This window comes from Tenacibaculum insulae, from assembly GCF_964512435.1.
Lineage (GTDB): Bacteria > Bacteroidota > Bacteroidia > Flavobacteriales > Flavobacteriaceae > Polaribacter > Polaribacter insulae_A.
In genome coordinates this window covers 1,137,207-1,157,668 of sequence record NZ_OZ208512.1, presented here as the reverse complement: position 1 = coordinate 1,157,668, position 20,462 = coordinate 1,137,207, and the positions used below count along the sequence as shown (strand labels likewise).

At 31.6% G+C, this 20,462-nt stretch carries 15 protein-coding genes; 14 read left to right on the top strand and 1 reads right to left on the bottom strand.

The genetic code is table 11. The annotated features are described in order from the left end of the window. Positions 1-8 precede the first annotated feature (8 nt). The 6 genes from trxA to ACN5J5_RS05345 all read left to right on the top strand — a co-directional run bounded on the left by trxA (position 9) and on the right by ACN5J5_RS05345 (position 10,503). A complete protein-coding gene (trxA, locus tag ACN5J5_RS05370; protein ID WP_418646530.1) occupies positions 9-410 on the top strand; it encodes a thioredoxin in 402 nt (133 codons plus the stop codon). Between the two features lie 295 nt (positions 411-705). Beyond that, positions 706-1,677, top strand: a complete 972-nt coding sequence (locus ACN5J5_RS05365; protein WP_418646279.1) for a ribonucleotide-diphosphate reductase subunit beta — start codon at positions 706-708, stop codon at positions 1,675-1,677. A gap of 183 nt (positions 1,678-1,860) precedes the next feature. Then, a complete protein-coding gene (locus ACN5J5_RS05360) occupies positions 1,861-4,260 on the top strand; it encodes a ribonucleoside-diphosphate reductase subunit alpha (protein WP_418646278.1) in 2,400 nt (799 codons plus the stop codon). 162 nt (positions 4,261-4,422) lie between these two features. Beyond that, positions 4,423-5,760, top strand: a complete 1,338-nt coding sequence (locus tag ACN5J5_RS05355; protein WP_418646277.1) for a deoxyguanosinetriphosphate triphosphohydrolase — start codon at positions 4,423-4,425, stop codon at positions 5,758-5,760. A gap of 118 nt (positions 5,761-5,878) precedes the next feature. Beyond that, positions 5,879-9,799: a thrombospondin type 3 repeat-containing protein gene (locus ACN5J5_RS05350; protein ID WP_418646276.1), complete on the top strand. Its 3,921-nt coding sequence runs from the start codon at positions 5,879-5,881 to the stop codon at positions 9,797-9,799. Then, positions 9,799-10,503 (top strand): hypothetical protein, encoded by a 705-nt coding sequence (locus tag ACN5J5_RS05345; protein ID WP_418646275.1) that lies wholly within the window; start codon positions 9,799-9,801, stop codon positions 10,501-10,503. Before ACN5J5_RS05350 ends, ACN5J5_RS05345 begins: the two co-directional genes overlap by 1 nt. Positions 10,504-10,567: 64 nt before the next feature. Here ACN5J5_RS05345 and ACN5J5_RS05340 read toward each other — a convergent pair whose 3' ends face one another. Next, positions 10,568-11,143 carry a DUF3109 family protein gene (locus ACN5J5_RS05340; protein WP_418646274.1) on the bottom strand — a complete coding sequence of 192 codons (576 nt, stop codon included), beginning with the start codon at positions 11,141-11,143 and terminating at the stop codon, positions 10,568-10,570. Positions 11,144-11,255: 112 nt separating this feature from the next. Between ACN5J5_RS05340 and ACN5J5_RS05335 the strand changes: the two genes are divergently transcribed. The 8 genes from ACN5J5_RS05335 to ACN5J5_RS05300 all read left to right on the top strand — a co-directional run bounded on the left by ACN5J5_RS05335 (position 11,256) and on the right by ACN5J5_RS05300 (position 20,391). After that, on the top strand, positions 11,256-11,837 hold the full coding sequence (locus ACN5J5_RS05335) for a MarC family protein (RefSeq protein WP_418646273.1): 582 nt from the start codon (positions 11,256-11,258) through the stop codon (positions 11,835-11,837). A gap of 1 nt (position 11,838) precedes the next feature. Then, entirely contained in the window at positions 11,839-12,447 is a 609-nt protein-coding gene (locus ACN5J5_RS05330; RefSeq protein ID WP_418646272.1) for an NAD(P)/FAD-dependent oxidoreductase, read from the top strand. A 17-nt stretch (positions 12,448-12,464) separates the two neighbouring features. Next, on the top strand, positions 12,465-13,619 hold the full coding sequence (locus ACN5J5_RS05325; protein WP_418646271.1) for an endonuclease: 1,155 nt from the start codon (positions 12,465-12,467) through the stop codon (positions 13,617-13,619). 375 nt (positions 13,620-13,994) lie between these two features. After that, positions 13,995-15,014, top strand: coding sequence for a lamin tail domain-containing protein (locus tag ACN5J5_RS05320; protein WP_418646270.1), 1,020 nt, complete (start codon positions 13,995-13,997; stop codon positions 15,012-15,014). Beyond that, positions 15,015-16,382, top strand: coding sequence for a C4-dicarboxylate transporter DcuC (gene dcuC, locus ACN5J5_RS05315; RefSeq protein ID WP_418646269.1), 1,368 nt, complete (start codon positions 15,015-15,017; stop codon positions 16,380-16,382). A gap of 6 nt (positions 16,383-16,388) precedes the next feature. Next, positions 16,389-17,534: a beta-aspartyl-peptidase gene (iadA, locus tag ACN5J5_RS05310; protein ID WP_418646268.1), complete on the top strand. Its 1,146-nt coding sequence runs from the start codon at positions 16,389-16,391 to the stop codon at positions 17,532-17,534. 17 nt (positions 17,535-17,551) lie between these two features. After that, entirely contained in the window at positions 17,552-18,850 is a 1,299-nt protein-coding gene (locus ACN5J5_RS05305) for a porin (RefSeq protein ID WP_418646267.1), read from the top strand. Between the two features lie 2 nt (positions 18,851-18,852). Continuing rightward, positions 18,853-20,391 (top strand): M14 family zinc carboxypeptidase, encoded by a 1,539-nt coding sequence (locus ACN5J5_RS05300; RefSeq protein WP_418646266.1) that lies wholly within the window; start codon positions 18,853-18,855, stop codon positions 20,389-20,391. The last annotated feature ends 71 nt before the right edge of the window (positions 20,392-20,462 follow it).

Genomic DNA, 20,462 nt, shown 5'->3' with positions numbered 1-20,462 from the left:
TTTAAGCAATTAAAACGACTATATTTACACCAAATAATGAGATAAATAAAATGACAGAAAATTTAACGAAAGAAACTTTTTTAAAAAAAGTATTTAATTTTGAGGAAAATAAAGACTGGAAATTTGAAGGAGATAAGCCAGCGTTGATTGATTTTTATGCAGATTGGTGTGGCTCATGTAAAGCTTTAGCTCCAGTTTTAGAACAATTAAGTGAAGAGTACGCGGGTAAGATTGATATTTATAAAATTGATACCGAAGCAGAACAAGAATTATCGGCAGCTTTCGGAATTCGTAGTATTCCATCAATGTTATTTTGTCCTGCTGATGAAGCACCACAAATGGCTAACGGAGCATTACCAAAAAAGCAAATAGAGCAAATTATAAAAGATGTTTTAAAAGTAGAAAAATAGCCTTTAAAATTCGTTGAAAAAGTGATGTGAAAACATCACTTTTTTTATGCAAAAAAGTTAAAATAAGAAACTCAGTGATTATCACTACGCAAGCTTATTTTATTTTTATAAATCCTTATTTTAAAGGGTTTTATACTTTTGTTGAAATGACGTTGTTTTGCTTGTTTTTTTCAATTTGTTGAAAACTTCAAGGGATTTGTGAATAAGTAAAGCTTTCAGTTTTTAGCAATTTTTTGAATCTTTGTTTCTCTCCAATAAGGGTAAAAAAAAGAATAAAATTTAGCAAAAAATAAACATGGCAGTTATTGAACCAATTTTACAAGAAAATAAAGACAGATTTGTAATTTTTCCAATCCAACATAATGATTTATGGGAATGGTATAAAAAGCAACAAGCTTGTTTTTGGACTGCCGAAGAAATTGATTTGCATTCTGATTTAAATGATTGGAATAATAAATTAACGGACGATGAACGTTATTTTATCAAACATATTTTAGCTTTTTTTGCAGCTTCTGATGGAATTGTAAATGAAAATTTAGCAGAAAATTTTGTAAACGAAGTTCAATATTCTGAAGCTAAATTTTTCTACGGATTTCAAATCATGATGGAGAATATCCATTCAGAAACCTATTCTTTATTAATAGATACTTACGTAAAAAACGAAGAAGAAAAAGATAACTTATTTAAAGCTATTGAAGTTTTTCCTGCCATTAAGAAAAAAGCAGATTGGGCTTTAAAATGGATAGAATCTGACTCTTTTGCAGAACGATTAATTGCTTTTGCAGCTGTTGAAGGTATTTTCTTTTCAGGTTCGTTTTGTTCTATCTTTTGGTTAAAGAAAAGAGGTTTATTACCAGGATTAACTTTTTCTAATGAGTTAATATCTCGCGATGAAGGGATGCACTGTGATTTTGCAGTTCACTTACACAACCATCACATGGTAAACAAAGTACCTAAAGGTCGTATTCGTGAAATTATTTTAGATGCTTTAAATATTGAAAGAGAGTTTATTACAGAATCTTTGCCTGTAAGTTTAATTGGTATGAATGCTAAATTAATGACACAGTATTTAGAGTATGTAACCGATAGATTATTATTAGAATTTGGATGCGATAAAGAGTACGATGCTACTAATCCGTTCGATTTTATGGAAATGATTTCATTAGAAGGAAAAACAAATTTCTTTGAAAAAAGAGTTTCAGAATATCAAAAAGCAGGAGTATCATCAGGTGGTACGGGAGACATTAGTTTCGATGCTGACTTTTAAAAAACAAGAAAAACACCACTGCTAATCCCCTACATGCGGTAAATTTTGCTAAAGCATTTGTTGCTTTAGCGCCATAATGTTTCTTTAACAGAAACAAAAACAATTAAATAAATACCATAAAGAAACTATAAAACGTAGTGTTTTCGGTGACTTTATAAATCAAATTAAAACCAATTAATAATTATGTATGTAGCGAAAAGAGACGGTAGAAAAGAACCTGTGATGTTCGATAAAATCACAGCAAGGGTTAGAAAAATGTGTTACGGATTAAACAATATTGTTGATCCCGTTAAAGTAGCTATGCGTGTTATTGAAGGTTTATATGACGGTGTAACCACATCAGAATTAGATAATTTAGCAGCTGAGGTTGCAGCAACCATGACCACTGCTCACCCAGATTATGCTAAATTAGCTGCAAGAATTGCCGTATCTAACTTACATAAAAATACTAAAAAATCGTTTTCTGAAACAATGGTTGATTTATATGAATATGTAAATCCACGTACAGAAAAAAAATCACCTTTATTAGCAGATGATGTTTATGATATTATCATGAAAAATGCTGATAAATTAGACTCTACCATTATTTATAGTCGTGATTTTAATTACGATTATTTTGGATTTAAAACTTTAGAACGTTCATATTTATTAAAACTTAACGGTAATATCGTAGAGCGCCCACAACATATGTTAATGCGTGTATCTATTGGTATACATAAAGAAGATATTGACGAAGCAATTGCTACATACGAGTTAATGAGTAAAAAATATTTTACCCATGCTACGCCAACATTATTTAACGCAGGTACACCAAAACCACAAATGTCGTCTTGTTTCTTATTACAAATGCAAGATGATAGTATCGAGGGAATTTACGATACACTAAAACAAACCGCTAAAATTTCACAATCAGCCGGAGGTATTGGTTTGTCTTTACATAATATTCGTGCAACAGGAAGTTATATTGCGGGTACCAATGGTACCTCAAACGGAATTGTACCAATGTTAAAAGTATTTAATGATACGGCACGTTATGTAGATCAAGGAGGAGGAAAACGTAAAGGTTCTTTTGCGATGTATTTAGAGCCTTGGCATGCTGATATTTATGACTTTTTAGATTTAAAGAAAAATCACGGTAAAGAAGAAATGCGTGCGCGTGATTTGTTTTACGCAATGTGGATTTCTGATTTATTTATGGAGCGTGTTCAGCAAGATGCAGATTGGACGTTAATGTGCCCTCATGAATGCCCTAATTTATTTGACACTCATGGAAAAGAATTTGAGCGTTTATACACCAGTTACGAAGCTGCCGGAAAAGGTAGAAAAACCATAAAAGCACGTGATTTATGGGAGAAAATATTAGAATCGCAAATAGAAACAGGTACACCGTACATGTTATATAAAGATGCTGCTAACCGTAAATCGAATCAAAAGAATTTAGGAACTATTCGTTCTTCAAATTTATGTACCGAAATTATGGAATATACTGCCGAAGATGAGGTAGCGGTATGTAATTTAGCATCAATAGCAATACCAATGTTTGTTACTGAAGATGAAAACGGAAACAAGTTTTTTGATCACAATAAATTATTTGACGTAACTAAAAAAGTAATCAGAAACTTAGATACTGTTATTGATCGTAACTACTATCCTGTTATTGAGGCTGAAAACTCTAACGTTCGTCACCGTCCGGTAGGATTAGGAATTCAAGGTTTAGCAGATGCTTTTATTATGTTACGTATGCCGTTTACATCTGATGAAGCTAAAAAATTAAATCAAGAAATATTTGAAACCTTATATTTTGCATCGGTAACATCATCAATGGAAATAGCGAAGGCAAAAGAACCATATTCTACCTTTAAAGGTTCGCCAATGTCTCAAGGAGAATTTCAACACAATATGTGGGGAATTAAAGAAGAGGATTTAAGTGGTCGTTGGGATTGGAATACTTTGCGTAAAAATGTAATGGAGCACGGAGTTCGTAACTCATTATTGGTAGCGCCAATGCCAACAGCATCAACTTCTCAAATTTTAGGAAACAACGAAGCTTTTGAGCCTTATACTTCAAATATTTATACACGTAGAGTATTATCTGGTGAATTTATTGTAGTAAACAAGCACTTATTAGAAGATTTAGTAGAACTGAATTTATGGGATAATAATATGAAAGAAGATATTATGCGTGCCAATGGATCTATTCAACATATTGAAAGTATTCCGCAAGATTTAAAGGATTTATACAAAACAGTTTGGGAAATGAGTATGAAAGATATTATTGATATGGCACGCCATAGAGGATATTTTATCGATCAATCGCAATCGTTAAACTTGTTTATGAAAGATCCTGATTTTGCAAAATTAACATCAATGCATTTTTATGCTTGGAAAAGTGGTTTAAAAACAGGAATGTATTATTTACGCACAAAATCGGCTGTAAATGCAAAACAATTTACGTTAAACATCGAAAAGAAAGACAACGTAGTTGAAGAGGAACAGCCAATGAGTGCAGCAGAATTTAAAGCAATGGTTGATGCTTCTAAAAACGGAGCACCAGATGATGATTGCTTAATGTGTGGTTCTTAAGAATCATTTGTCGCCTAGAGCATTGTTGTGAAGGGTCTTAAAGACAAGAATTAATTAAATTAAAGGTGATAAAAGAGAGGTAGCAATACTTCTCTTTTTTTGTAAATTCGAACTTTCGTTAAACTTAACTAGTTTTAGTTTAACATCTTAAAAAAGAATAAAATGAACTGGGAACAACTCCTTTCTTTAAAACGTTTTGGTGATACGCAAAAACGTGAACGCATATTACAAGACGAAACCCGTTTAGGCTTTGAAGTAGATTTTGATAGAATCATATTTTCATCAGCCTTTCGTAGTTTACAAGATAAAACACAGGTGATTCCGTTATCAAAAACCGATTTTGTACATACCCGATTAACGCACAGTTTAGAAGTGTCGGTTGTAGGTAGAACTTTAGGTAGACGTGTTGGTAAAGTGTTGTTAGAACGTCATCCGAAGTTAAAAGAATTAGGATATACTTTTAATGATTTTGGAGCCATTGTTGCCGCAGCATCCGTAACACACGATATTGGGAATCCGCCTTTTGGGCATTCAGGAGAAAAAGCAATCGGAGAGTATTTTAAAACCGGAAACGGATTAAAATATAAAGAGCAACTTAGTGAAAAAGAATATCAAGATTTAATAGATTTTGAAGGAAACGCCAACGGATTTAAGATCTTAACCGAAAGTAATCAAGGTACCGAAGGTGGTTTGCGTTTAAGTTACGCAACTTTGGGTGCTTTTATGAAATATCCGAAAGAGTCGCTTCCGAAGAAACCAACAAAGCATATTGTTGATAAAAAATACGGCTTTTTTCAGTCAGAAAAAACATCTTTTTTAGATGTTGCTAGTGATTTAGGTTTACAGAAAAAAGAGAGCAACGGAATTTCATATTACCGCCATCCGTTAGCATATTTAGTAGAAGCTGCTGACGATATTTGTTATACAATTATTGATTTTGAAGACGGAATAAATCTTGGATTAATTGACGAAGATTATGCTTTAGAGTATATGATTAAATTGGTGAAAAATACGATTGATAGTAAAAAATATCACTCATTACAATTTAAAAAAGACCGAATTAGTTATTTGCGAGCATTAGCAATAGGCGTGTTAATTAACGAAGCCGTTGATATATTTTTAGAAAACGAAACTGCCATTTTAAATGGCGATTTTGATAAAGGTTTGTTAGATAAATGCAAGTATGAAGCTCAAATAAATGATATTATTAAAATTAGTGTTGATAAGATATACAAAAGTAAAGATGTTGTAGAAAAAGAAGTAGCAGGTTATAAAATTATAGCAGACTTGTTAGATGTATTTGTTACCGCATTAAATAATAAATTTAACGAGAAGCAATCTAATTATGATACACTAATTTTAAATTTATTGCCAAAAGAATATCAACAAGAAAAAGAAAATCTGTATGATCGAATTATGCAAATAAGTAGTTATATAGCTGGTTTATCAGACGGGTTTGCAATACGCTTACATAAAAAAATATTAGGAAATATTGTTTAATTAATGTTAAAAAATTAAATTTTTAACGACAAATTAACGTAATTAGCAACCTAATTTATAAAAAAATGTTAGGGTAAATGAAAATTTACTTGTTTTATTAGTCACTAATAACCTTATTATGAATAAAAAAATACTATTTTTTGGCTTATTAATATTAGCTATAGGTGGTGTTATCTTTAAATCGGTAGATACTAAAAATACAAAGGTCGAAGAGTTAAGACAACAACACGCACAATTTTTGAAAAATCACCCTTTTCAAAAAATAGGAAAACTTCCTAAAAAAGAAAGAAAAGCACAAGGTTTACCACCTAACGCTTATTTTGAACAAAAATATTTAAGTGAGATTAATCCTGCTACAGGAAGAACTCATAAAGAAAATATTTATAAAATTCAAGAAGGATTAAGCAAACGTAAATTATTACCAAAAGTTCCTGGTGAAACAGATAATGCTTGGGAAGAAAGAGGACCAGATAATGTTGGAGGAAGAACAAGAGCTTTGTTATTTGATCCAAATGATACTACAGATGAAACTGTTTTTGCAGGTGGAGTTAGTGGAGGATTATGGAAAAACACAAATATTTCAAATGCTGATTCGAAATGGGTAAGAATTGGTATTCCTGAAAATTTAGCAGTTTCTTGTATTGCAGTAGATCCTAATGACTCTAAAACATTTTATGTTGGTACGGGAGAATCATACGTGCAAGGTGATGTTCAAGGAGACGGTTTATGGAAATCTACAGATGGAGGTAATACATGGGCAAGAGTTTTTGGAGGAGTTACTGGAGACACTTTTTTAGATGCAAATTCAAAAGTTACTATTAATAGTCCAGCTAGTATTGCAGGAGAACATATATCAACATTAGCAACTGCTTTTGGAGGAGATTTAACTACTTCAATTACAGGTAATGTTGTTCTTGTTGAAGATTCAACAGCGCCAACAGAAGATGGATGTGAAGCTTTAGTTAATTCAAGTGCAATAAATGGTAATATTGCTATTATTAAAAGAGGTAGCTGTAATTTTGATTTAAAAGTAAAACATGCTGAAGATGCAGGAGCAGTAGCTGTTATTATGGTAAATAATGTTGACGGTACACCAATTCCAATGGGAGGAGATGATACAACAATAACAATTCCTGCTGTAATGACAACACGTACTGCGGGTAATTCAATAATAAATGCATTATCATCAGAAACAGTTAATGTTACTTTAGAAAAAGGAAGATTAGGAGCAACAAATTCATTGATTGTGCCTGGTATTCAGCATATAAATGATATAGTTGTACGAAACAACTCAGGTGTTTCAGAAGTTTATGTAGCTGCTGGTGAAGCAGGTTATACAGGAGGTGTATCATTAGGAGGTGATAGTTTTGGTTTATATAAATCAACAGATGGGACTAGTTTTTCAAAAATAAGTTTGCCTAGAACAAGTGGTTTTAATCAATATGAACCTAATAATTTAGAAATAGCAGCAGATAATTCAATATACTTAAGTACAACAACGAGTTTAATTCATGGAGACGGTGGTGGAGCTATTTTAAAATCAACAGATGGTGTTAGTTTTAGTTTAGTACATTCGATAGAAAATGGATCAAGAACAGAAATAGCATTATCACCATCTAATTCAAATACAGTATATGTTTTGGCTCAAATGAATGTTAGTGGAGCTCCTGTAGCAATGTTTAAAACAACAGATGGTTTTGCAACCGTAAATGATTTACCGTTGCCAAATGATGCTGATACAGGTATTGATGCAAGTGATTTTACAAGAGGACAAGCTTTTTATGATTTATTAATAAAACTTGATCCTAATGATGAGAATATCGTTTATGTAGGAGGAATTGATTTATTTAAATCGACAGATGGAGGAAATTCTTGGATACAAAAGTCTCATTGGTATGGTGGTTTTGGTTTTCAAAACGTGCATTCAGATCAACATGGTTTAGCTTTTGCATCTTCATCAAGAATGGTTTTTGGTAATGATGGAGGAGTATATTTTTCAAATAATGCAGGACGTGTTATTTCTTCAAGAAATAATAATTATAACACATTACAATTTTATACAGTAGGTGTTGCCCCAACTACTGCATTTGGAGGAAAAGAATACTTTTTAGCAGGTGCACAAGACAATGGTACACAGTTAGTAGAAGAAGCTACTTCAGGAATAAATAGCTCTGTTAGAGCCGCAGGTGGTGATGGAGCTGCTAGTTTTTTTGATACAGATGGTACTGACCAGTATTTTATATCAAATTACGTATATAATCAAAGTATTGTTTTATATGATTATAAAACAAATCAATCTTATACAATAAATGATGAAGAATCTTCGAATGGAGATTTTATTAATAAAGAAGAGTTAGATTCTAATCTAAATATTTTATATTCTAATTATTCAGGTTCATCAGGTGTAACTATTAGAAGATATTCAGATATAATGTCTGGAGCACCTAAAAAAGATCTTTTATCAGATAACGCGTTAATGGATTCAGCTCCTTCTGCATTAAAAGTTTCTCCATACACAACAACATCAAGTTTACTTTTTGTTGGTTTAAAAAATGGAAAAGTATTAAAAATAGAAGAAGCGAATACAGATAATAGTACTTGGTCTGATATTACAGGAGGTAATTTTGTTGGTACAGTTTCTGATATTGAATTTGGTAAAAATGAAAATGAGATTTTTGTAACAATGCATAATTATGGAGTTACAAATATTTGGTACTCTGCCGATGGAGGTGCCAATTGGGTAAGTAAAGAAGGAGATTTACCTGATTTACCAGTAAAAGCAATTTTACAAAACCCAGCAAGTTCTAATGAAGTGATTATTGGAACAGATTTAGGAGTTTGGAAAACAAAAAACTTTAATGCAGCTTCGCCAAGTTGGACTCAATCATACAATGGTATGAGTAACCTACCTGTTTTAGATTTAGATTTACGAGACGATAATACAGTTTTTGCAGCTACTTATGGTAGAGGAATCTTTTCTGGTAAATTTATTTCTGATCCTAATGCAGATGATGACGGTGATGGTGTTTTAAATGGAGTAGATAATTGTCCAAACACAGCAAATGCAGATCAGGCAGATGTTGATGGGAATGGTATAGGTGATGCATGTCAAGATACCGATGGTGATGGTGTTTTAGATATTGATGATAATTGTCCAACTACTTCAAACTCTGATCAAGCAGATGCAGATGGAAACGGAATTGGAGATGCATGTCAAGATACTGATGGCGATGGTGTTATGGACGGTGATGATAACTGTATTAATACAGCAAATGCTGATCAAGCAGATGGTAATAATGATGGAGTTGGAGATGTTTGTGATACAAGCTATAAAAACCCAGAAAACATATCTATTGAAACAATTTCTGAAACTTGTACAGATCAAAAAGATGGAAAAATTACAGTAAACGTTCAACAAACTTTTGTAAACTATACAGTAACTGTTAAAGGTGATAATACCGATTTAACTGAAAACTTAGCAACAGCATCAATTACTTTTGAAGATGTTGCCCCAGGATCTTACGAAGTATGTGTAAAAGTTAATGATAGAGATGATTACACGCAATGTTTCGAAATTAACATAGCAGAATCTAATCCGGTTGCATTAAGAGTAGCGAAGAACAATCAATCAAAAGATTATACTGTAAACATAACATCTGGTACAGCACCTTACAATGTTTATTTAAATGGAAGTTTAATTAATACGTTTAATACTTCTAAATTTAATATTAACGCTCAAAAAAGCGGAATTATTGAAGTTACAACAGCAAAAGCCTGTGAAGGTAAGTTTACGACAGTAATTGATAATACATTCCTTAAACAAAATCCAGTTGCCGAAAACATAGAGTTGTTATTACCGATGGATGCACCATCTAATATAGATGTTATGGTATTTGATGTAACAGGAAAAGTTGTATTGAAAAACACGATTGAAAAACAAGGAAATGAATTACTAATTCCTTTCAGTAATTTTAAATCAGGAATCTATATCTTAAAATTAGGAACTGATAATACAAATACTTTTAAAATCTTAAAATAATGAAAAAAGTAATAAAAGCAATAGCATTATTTTCAACTACTTTTCTTTACATAAGTTGTGGAGGCGGAAGCAGTAGCGGAGGTGGAGGAGACAAAGTTGTTAACGAAGCACCAAGTAAAGTTAATTTAGTATATCCAACACAAGATTTATTGTGTATAGATAATAGTATTCAATTTGATTGGAGTGACGCAACTGATCCTAACGGAGATGTTGTAACCTATAAAGTTGTAATTGCTAAAAATAGAGCTTTAACTGATATTGTAAAAACGCAAACAGCTAGTACATCAAAAGCAACTATTACTTTAGAAAAAGGAGTGGCTCATTATTGGAAAGTTACTGCAGTTGATAACAAAGGAGAAGAAGGAGAACCATCAGCAGTATTTGCATTTTATACAAAAGGAGAAGGAGAAACAAATACAGCTCCTTTTACGGCTGAATTAGTGAGTCCTGCGGATGAAGATTCGGTATCAGGAACAACAGTTGATTTAAAATGGAACGGTGCTGATTCTAACACATCAGATACTTTAAAATACGATGTGTATTTTAGTGAAGATGCTGATCCAGTAATGAAAGAAAGTGATTTAACAGATACTACTTATCCTGTTACTGTTGAAACTGGTAAAACGTATTACTGGAAAGTAAATACGACAGATAACTCAGGCGCTAAATCTATAGGACAAATTTGGAGTTTTACAGTAAACTAGTAATTCATCAATTTAAATAAAAAAACGACGCTTAATAGCGTCGTTTTTTATGTATAAGATTTAATTATTTTTCTTCTTTTCTTTTTTGGGCAATTTCTTCTAGCTCATCATACCAATTTTGACCAAATTTTCTTACCAAAGCTTGTTTTACAAACTTGTAAACAGGTACTTGTAGCTCTTTTCCTAAAGAACAAGCATCATCACAAATTTCCCATTTATCGTAATTAACTGCCGAAAACTCACTGTAATCCTTAACCCTTACAGGGTATAAATGGCAAGAAACAGGTTTTTTCCAATCTACAATTCCTTGATTATAAGCCTCTTCAATGGCGCATAAAGCAGTGTTTTTATCATCAAAAATAACATAAGCACAATCTGCATCATTAATTAAAGGAGTTTCTAACTCACCAAAATCACTTGTTATCCAAGTTCCTTGTTTTTCAATCGCATCAATTCCTTCTTTTCTAAGAAAGGGTTTAATTTTAGGATATATATCTTCTAAAATTTTGGTTTCTTCTTTATTTAAAGGTGCTCCGGCATCACCATCAATACAACAAGCTCCTTTACAGGCAGATAAATTACAAACAAAATCTTTATCGATAAGATCTTCTGAAACGATGGTTTTTCCTAATTGAAACATAAAATATATTTAAAAGTGTAAAAGTTTACAATAACTTCACATAAAATTTAGATGCAAAAATACTAGATTGTAACATTACTTATATAATTTTGCAGCTGAAAAACAAAATATTATGAATTTTAACTTCAAAGAAATTTTTACAGCCTTTATGGTGTTGTTTGCGGTGATTGATATTATTGGAAATATTCCTATTATTATTGACTTACGTAAAAAAGTTGGGCATATTCAATCAGAAAAAGCTTCGTTAATAGCTGGAGTAATAATGATTATTTTTCTTTTTTTAGGAAAGCAATTACTAAGTTTAATAGGTATTGATGTACATTCTTTTGCCGTTGCAGGAGCATTTATACTATTTTTTATTGCTTTAGAAATGATTTTAGGAATTACACTTTATAAAGAAGATGAAGACGAGGCTTTAACAGCTACCGTTTTTCCATTAGCTTTTCCTTTAATTGCAGGACCGGGTAGTTTAACAACATTATTATCTTTACGTGCTGAGTTTTTTATAGAAAACATTATTGTAGCCGTTTTATTAAACGTTTTACTTATATATATAGTTTTAAAAACTTCTTCGAAAATTGAAAGGATTATTGGTACAAATGGTATTAAGATAATTAGAAAAATATTCGGAGTTATTTTATTAGCAATTGCAGTAAAACTTTTTGCAGCTAATTTTAAAGAATTATTAGGATAACATGATTTTTGATTGCTTAATTGTTGGTGGAGGCGTTTCAGGTATGCAATGTGCATTGGTTTTAGGATCAGCATATAAAAAAGAGTATGCCAAAAACAAAAAAATAGGTATTTTAATGCATCAAAGAAACTCTCATTTACAAGACGCATTATTTAATAATGTATTAGGGTTACCAGCTAAAACCTTAGGAAGTGATGTTTTGGTTCAGGGAAAAGAGCAATTAAAAACAGCGTATCCACACGTATCACAAATTGATAACGAAAAAGTAATTGCGGTTTTAGATGCTGAAGAAGGTTATAAAATTATAACGAATAAAAGTGAATATTATAGTAAATCGGTTGTAATAGCATTAAATTATTCAAAACCTTTTGAAATAGCTGGTTTAGAACAATACATTGAGCCTCATATGAGAGCAAATGCTATGAAAAACAGAGTGCAATTGCGTAATTTTAACCACTTAATAAAAAAAGGTTTGTATGTTTGTGGCACTTTAGCAGGTTGGCGTAGTCAATTTGCAATAGCAGCAGGTAGTGGAGCAAGTGTAGCTACCGATATATTAACAGAATGGAATGATAATATTCCAACAAAAGTACACGATAAAAATAAATAATAATTAAAGTAATATAAATGATGAAAAGAGTATTAATTTTAGGTTTTATAGCAGTTTTTCTTGCCAATTGTGGTCAGAACGGTATTACTGATGAAGATAATATAGTGCCACAAGAACCTGTAGATAAAGTTTTAGCCGTAGACGATTCTTATGAAGTAGTAGAAAATACACCTCTTGTTATTTCAGATTTTTTATCTAACGATACATTTACTGCTAACAGCGTAACGGTTGGTTTACCAAGTGATATGATAGATAACGGAACAATTGCCTTAAATGATAATAAGTTTACTTATACACCAGCAGCAAGTTTTGTAGGTACAACTTCATTTAACTATACAATATGTAGTACAATTGCAACAGAAACTTGTTCAACCGCAACAGTTACAATAAAAGTTAAAGCGTCAGGTAACACCACAAATGGTGATTTAAACATACCTGCTGAATTAGCAGCATATTATAATGATGTAGATTTTACTTTAACAGGTTTAGAATTAAAAGGCGCATTAGCAACTAAAATAATTAGTAGTCATGCTACTTCTTTAACATACACACCAGGTGTTTGGGAAGCTGTAAAAAAATCAGATTTAGATCCTTCGGATAATAACAAAGTCTTATTAATTTATGGATATGATGATTCAGATGGAGATCATGTAACTGATAGATCTCGTAGTAAAACCGCAAATGGAGGTAATGAAGGAACAGAATGGAACAGAGAACATGTATATCCTAAATCATTAGGAAATCCAAATTTAGGAACTTCAGGTCCTGGATCTGACGCACATCATTTAAGACCATGTGATATTCGTGCAAACTCTAACAGAAGTAATAAAAAATTTATTGACGGTTCGGGTAACGCAGCAGCTATTTCTAGTGGATGGTATCCTGGTGATGAATGGAAAGGAGATGTTGCACGTATGATGATGTATATGTATTTAAGATACGGAAACCAATGTTTACCTAAAAATGTTACTATTGGTTCAGAAAATACAGTTGATAGCAATATGATAGATTTATTATTACAATGGAATGTTCAGGATCCAGTATCAGATTTTGAAAAAAACCGTAATGATGTAATTGCTGATGAGCAAGGAAACAGAAACCCTATTATTGATAATCCATATTTAGCAACCATAATATGGGGAGGTAGTGCTGCTGATAATACTTGGGAATAGTTTTTAAATTCTATATAAATAAAAAAACCTCGAGCTAAACCTCGAGGTTTTTGTTTAAAAACATTTTTTTAATTGATTAACGTGTGCTTTTTTACCAATTACACATATTTTAATGCAATCCATACAAGTTTAGTAGGGTAAATAGTTTTGCTCCTGTATATTTGTAGTATAATACACAAGGGGAATCATTATTGATAAATTGGGGGATTAATCATAATGATATAAAAAAAAAGCGTTACTTAACTTAAAGTAGCACTTTTTTTTTACTTAAAAATCAAAAATAGTTTACTATATTGTTCTGATAATTAATGTTTTAAGTTTAGCAGAGTACTTTTATAATTGTTAAACATAAACCTTATAACTTAAATAATGCATATGAAGGCAAGAGTTAACCTACTTATTTTATCTTTAATATTTCTTTTATCTTTAGTATTTTATCAGTGTACAACCGATGATGTATTTCCGTTTCTTACTCTAGAAAGTAATAGCGCTACTATTGCAGAAGATAACGGTTCTTTAACAATAACAGCAATGTTAAATGGGCCATCACCTAAAGATGTTGCAGTTAATTTAATGTTTAAAGGTACAGCCACAAAAGGCACCGATTATAGTGTTTCTTCAGAAACATTAATAATAAAAAAAGGGAGTTTATCTGCTGATATTATAATTACAGCTATTCAAGATACAGATGTAGAAGGATTAGAAACTATTGAGATTTCAATTGCAAGTATAAATAATGCAGATGCTGAATTAACAACTAATCTATTCATTGAAATGCTAGATGATGATGCAGATACAGATGGAGATGGTATTGGAGATGCGATAGATAATTGCCCAACAGTAGTGGGTCCGCCAGAAAATAATGGTTGTCCTTGGTTAGGGTTTATTATGAACGAAGTTCACTACGACCCTGCTTCTGGTGATGCGGGTGATGCTAATAATGACGGAACAAGAAATGCTCAAGAAGATCAATTTATAGAGTTTTTTAACTCAGGACCAGATTTAGATATTAGCGGTTATGAAATTTACGATGCTAAAGCTTTAACAGACGGTATACCAAGGCATGTGTTTCCTGCAGGAACCATAGTGCCAAGCAATACTGCTATTGTAGTTTTTGCAGGCGGTACACCAACAGGTAATTTTGGTGGAGTTATTGTGCAAACTGCAAGTGGAGGGCAATTAAATATGAATAATGGTAATGATTTTGTTACGGTAAAAGATGCACAAGGCACTACTATTTTAGAATTTGATATTTATGTACTTTCTTCAAATCCTGATGAATCTTACACTAGAAACCCAGATGTAACAGGAGATTTTGAACGTATCGGAATTATTACAGAAGCAAATGGCGCATTATGGACTCCGGGAACTAAAATAGATGGGACTAGCTTTTAAATGAACTATATAAGCCCAATTATATCATTAGTAATTATAATAATTGCTTCACGATTGATTTTAAAAAAATACAATCCGCATGCAGTATTATTATTACTTGGTATTTTTTTAATGTTTTTAGCATATATATTAAACGGTAAATCTGAGGTTGTACCAACCTCAACAGGTAGCCCTATATTTGATTTTTTCGAGTACATAAAAAACTCCTTTAGTAAAATAAATGCAGGCGTTGGTCTTATGATTATGGCTATAGGTGGTTTTGTTGCTTATATAGATAAAATAGGAGCATCAGATACCTTAGTATATGTAGCAATGAAACCATTAAAATTGCTTAAAAATAAATCGTTTTTAGCTGCTTCGTTAGTTATTCCTATTGGGCAAGCACTTTTTGTAGCGATACCATCTGCAGCAGGATTATCATTATTGTTAATGGCATCATTATTTCCTATTTTATTAAAATTAGGAGTAAGCAGAGTGGCAGCAGCTTCAGTAATAACTGCAAGTACTTGTATAGGTATGGGACCTGCATCTGCAATGACAGTAAGTTCAAGTACTATAGCAGAAATAGATACTATAGAGTATTTTATAAAAGATCAAATTCCGTTAATATTACCAATAACATTGGTTTTAATGATTTCTTATTACTTTGTAAACAAGTATTACGATGGTAAAAAATCGCCAGAAAAAAACAATAACTCAGAAAGCATTATAAACGAAAAGCCTAAAAAACCTTTAGTTTATGCTATTATACCTTTATTGCCAATTATATTACTTTTAATATTTTCAAAAATATTTTCACTATTCAATCCACCTATTGTTTTAACCACAACAACAGCGATGTTTGTTAGTTTGTTTATAGCGATTACGATGGATTTTGTTAGAACAAAAAAATTAAAAGAAGCTTTAAACTCTTTTACCGTTTTTTGGAACGGAATGGGAAATATTTTTAAATCTGTAGTTACCTTAATTATTGCTGCTGATGTTTTTGCAAACGGATTAATAAATATGAATTTTATTGAAGGTTTGCTAAACATTTCTCAAAGTTTAGGTTTTGGCGCTGTAGGTATAGCCATCACAATGTCTGTTATTATATTTTTAGCATCTATTTTAATGGGTAGCGGTAATGCATCATTTTTTGCTTTCGGACCATTGGTGCCCAAAATAGCTGAATCGTTAGGAGTAAAAAGTGTTAGTTTTTTATTACCAATGCAGTTTTCTGCATCAATAGGACGAACCATTTCGCCAGTTGCAGGAGTTATAATTGCTGCATCAGATATTGCAAAAATTAATGCAATAGACCTTGTAAAAAGAAATTTTATACCAATGGTCTCTGCATTTATAGTTATGTTAATTTATCACTTTATATAATTTAAAATGCTAACATTACTCAAAAATACAAAATTATACAGTCCTAAATTTTTAGGAGATAAAGACATTTTAATGGCTGGTGGTAAAATAGTTGCCATAGAAGACAAAATAGACATTTCTTCTTCGATAGCAACCATTATTGATGCTAAAGGAAAAATAGCAACACCAGGATTAATAGATCAGCACATTCATATTATAGGAGCTGGTGGTAAAAACGGATTTGCCTCTATGACTCCTGAAGTAAAATTAAGCGAGTTAATAGAAGTTGGCTCTACAACCGTAGTAGGTTTGTTAGGAACCGACGGTATGGCAAGAAGTGTAAAAACATTATACAGTAAAACAAAAGCGCTTACCCAAGAAGGTATTAGTGCTTATATGCACACAGGATATTTTGGCTTAGATCCAGTTTCTATAACAGGTTCTATTATGGGCGATTTAATTTTTATTGATAAAGTTTTAGGATGTAAAATAGCTTTAAGCGATATACGTTCCTCTTTTCCAAATGCAAAAGAATTAATAGAGAAATTAAGAGACGTTTATGTTGGAGGATTAATTAGCGGTAAAAAAGGAATTTTACACATACATTTAGGAGGATTAGATACTAAACTAGATGTATTATTCGATTTGGTAAATCAATTTAATTTCCCAATTCAACATATATCGCCCACACATATTGGTAGAACTAAAGATTTATTTGATCAAGGAATTGAATTCGCTAAATTAGGTGGAATTATTGATATAACAACAGGAGCATCTAAATATACCGATCCTTATAAATCGGTTTTATATGCCTTAGAAAACAATGTGCCAATAGAAAATATTACATTTAGTTCAGATGGTCATGCAGGACTTTCTAAAATGGATGAAAAAGGAAACGTTATTGGCTATAGAACAGCTTCTTTTCAAGAAAATTTAAATGAAATGAGAGCTTTACATCAAAAAGGAAATGTTTCTTTAGAAGACGCTTTAAAAGTAATAACATTAAACCCAGCAAACAATTTAGGGTTACAGCATAAAGGACGTATAAAACTTAATGCCGATGCAGATATTTGTTTGTTTGATGAAGCACTAAATCTATTAGATGTTTTTGCAAAAGGAAAACACATGATGACTAACAAAGAGATTCTTGTAAAAGGAAATTTTGAATCTTAATTAAACCGTTATAATAAATGAAAACACATCAAAAATTATTATTTTTTATAACAATGCTTTGTACTATACTGGTGCAAGGTCAAGAACCCACGCTTAATAAATATAAGTTTGGCGAAGGCTTTAAATTTACTGGTAAAAGCGGTTATAAGATGGAATTATCTGGTTTTATACAACCATATACTGAAGTAAAATCATATACAGACGAAAACGAATCGTCAGTAACTAGATTTCGAATGCGTAGAGCTCGTTTAAGAATTTCTGGGTCTTCTGCAGATAGCAGATGGTCGTATCGTTTTTCTTTCGATTTAAGTGGTTCAGGAGAAGTAGAAGGTGATAACGCTAGTGCTTTAATGGATGCTTTAGTTAGTTATAAAATTGTGCCTAGAATTACACTCTCTTTTGGGCAACGCTCAACTTATACTGATAATAGAGAATTATTTTTAGCTTCTAACACATTAATGTTGGTAGAGCGAAGTCGTGTAACCTCTTCTTTTGCAGCAATTAGAGAATTTGGTCTTTTTGCTCAAGGAAATTTCAGAATAAGTAATCAATCTTATTTGCGCCCGTATTTAATGTTAACAAATGGTGACGGTATTAATGCTTTTGGCAACGATCACGGTGGCTTAAAAGTAGGTGGTAGATTAGATTATTTACCTTTCGGATTGTTTTATACAATGGGGCAATTTAGGCAAGCCGATGTTGTTAGAGAACTCGTACCAAGATTAGTAGTTGGGGTTGCTTACAGTAAAAATAATGGAATGAGTAGTAGAAGGGGAAGAGAAAGTGGCTCTATTTTATATCTTGATGCGAATGATGACGAACTCTTACCAGATTACGAAAAATTTGGAGTAGATTTTTTATTTAAATATAGTGGTTTTACTGCCTTTGGCGAATATGTTACCACATCGGCTGTAGTACCAAAAGGAATCACACAAAGATTACGAAATGATGGTACAGCATCTACTAGTTTTGATGTTGATGGTACAGAAGATGTAGATGCTTATGTAAAAGGTAAAATGATGTTAGGAAGTGGTTTTAATTTTCAAATGGGTTATTTGTTTAAAAACGGTATCTCTATTGATGCTAGATACACTCAATTAGATGCTAGTGAAAATTCTTTTTTAAACAACGCAACTTTTTATAACAGACCCGAATATATTACTGGTGGTATTAGCAAATACTTAGACAAAAGTCATGCAGCTAAATTACAAATGTCTTTAACACATGTTAAAGGTGATGGTATTAATAACGGTGGTGGTAATCCTATTGAAGGAAATGAATGGATTGGTAGAATGATGTTAACTTACGCTTTTTAATTATGAAGATAAAAAACATAATAACTATAGTATTTATGCTTTTAATGGTTAATTGTTTTGCGCAATTTAATCCACAAAAAAAAGCAGTTACCAATAAGTTTTTTCCAGATAAATTTACTGTTAAAAATGTAACACCAGCACTTAAAAACACTAAGCGTTACACAAATCATAAAGATTTATGGAACTTTATTAATGAATTAGATGCTGTTAAGCCAAATTACGTAACGACTAAAATAATTGGCCGAAGTCAAAAAGATAAAGGCATACCAATGGTTTTTATAACCAATCCAGAGTCTAATCAAAACAAAGTAAAATTATTTATTCAAGGTGGTTTACACGGTGACGAAAAAGCTAGTACCGAAGGAGTATTATATTTTATGCACCAACTTATCAATACTAAAAAGTATGCATATTTATTAGATAGAATTGTATTCGGATTTATACCCATGGCTAATATTGATGGCTATGAAAGTGATATGCGCCATGCAGCAAACAAGCTAGATTTAAATAGAGATCAAACTAAATTACTAGCACCAGAATCAATAGCTCTTAAAAAAGCATTTACTGATTTTTCACCTGATGTATCTATCGATTTTCATGAATTTAGGCCTTATAGAAGAGATTTTTCTAGTCTAGCTACTTTTGGAATTACCAGTTACCACGATGTAATGTTCTTATATTCAGGTAATTTAAATGTTGCAGCAGGCATTAGAGATGTTATTAAAAATGTATTTGTAAAAAATGCTAAAAATGATATTTCTAATCAAGGGCTTAATCCTAGAGATTATATAACAACAAATACTATAAATGGAGAATTACAATTTAACAACGGTTCTACCAGTATGCGTTCAAGTGCTACCAATTATGCCTTAACAAACTCCATTTCAACATTAATAGAAATAAGAGGCGTTGGTATTGGACGTACTTCTTTTAAACGTAGAATTCATACTTTATTTACCTGTGCTTTATCGTATGCACAAACAGCGTATGATAATGTTGAGGTAGTAAAAAGCACCTTAGCAAAAGCTCCGCTTGAAAATACAGAGGTAACATTACAGGTTAAACCAACAACAGAAGATGGTACTTTAAAAGTGATAGATTTAGATAAAGTAGCAATATGGGAAATGCCTGCAATTATTAGAAATAACCTAAAACCAATCGCATTAAAAACCAGAAAAAAGCCAACAGCTTATTTAATAGATAAATCTGAAACAGCGGTTATTGAGAAGTTAAAAGTTTTAGGTGCTACGATACAAACATTAGACAGCGCTAAAGATATATCAGTACAATCATACAAAGTAACATCATATAAAAAAGATGTTATTCCGTATGAAAAAACGCAAATGCAAACGGTTAAAACAAGCTTGCAAGCAACAACAATTAGTTTTCCAAAAGGAACATATTTAGTTAAAACAAACCAAAAAAACACAAATATTATTTGTAGTGTTCTTGAACCAGAAACAGCAAGTGGATTTGTAAATTTTGGAATAATAAAAACACATTTAGGTGATGTGTTACCAATTTATAGAATAATAAAATAATGAGTTTACTTATGAAGAAGCTTACAATAGTACTAGTTCTTTTTCTTGTGTCATTTCAAAGCAACGCACAA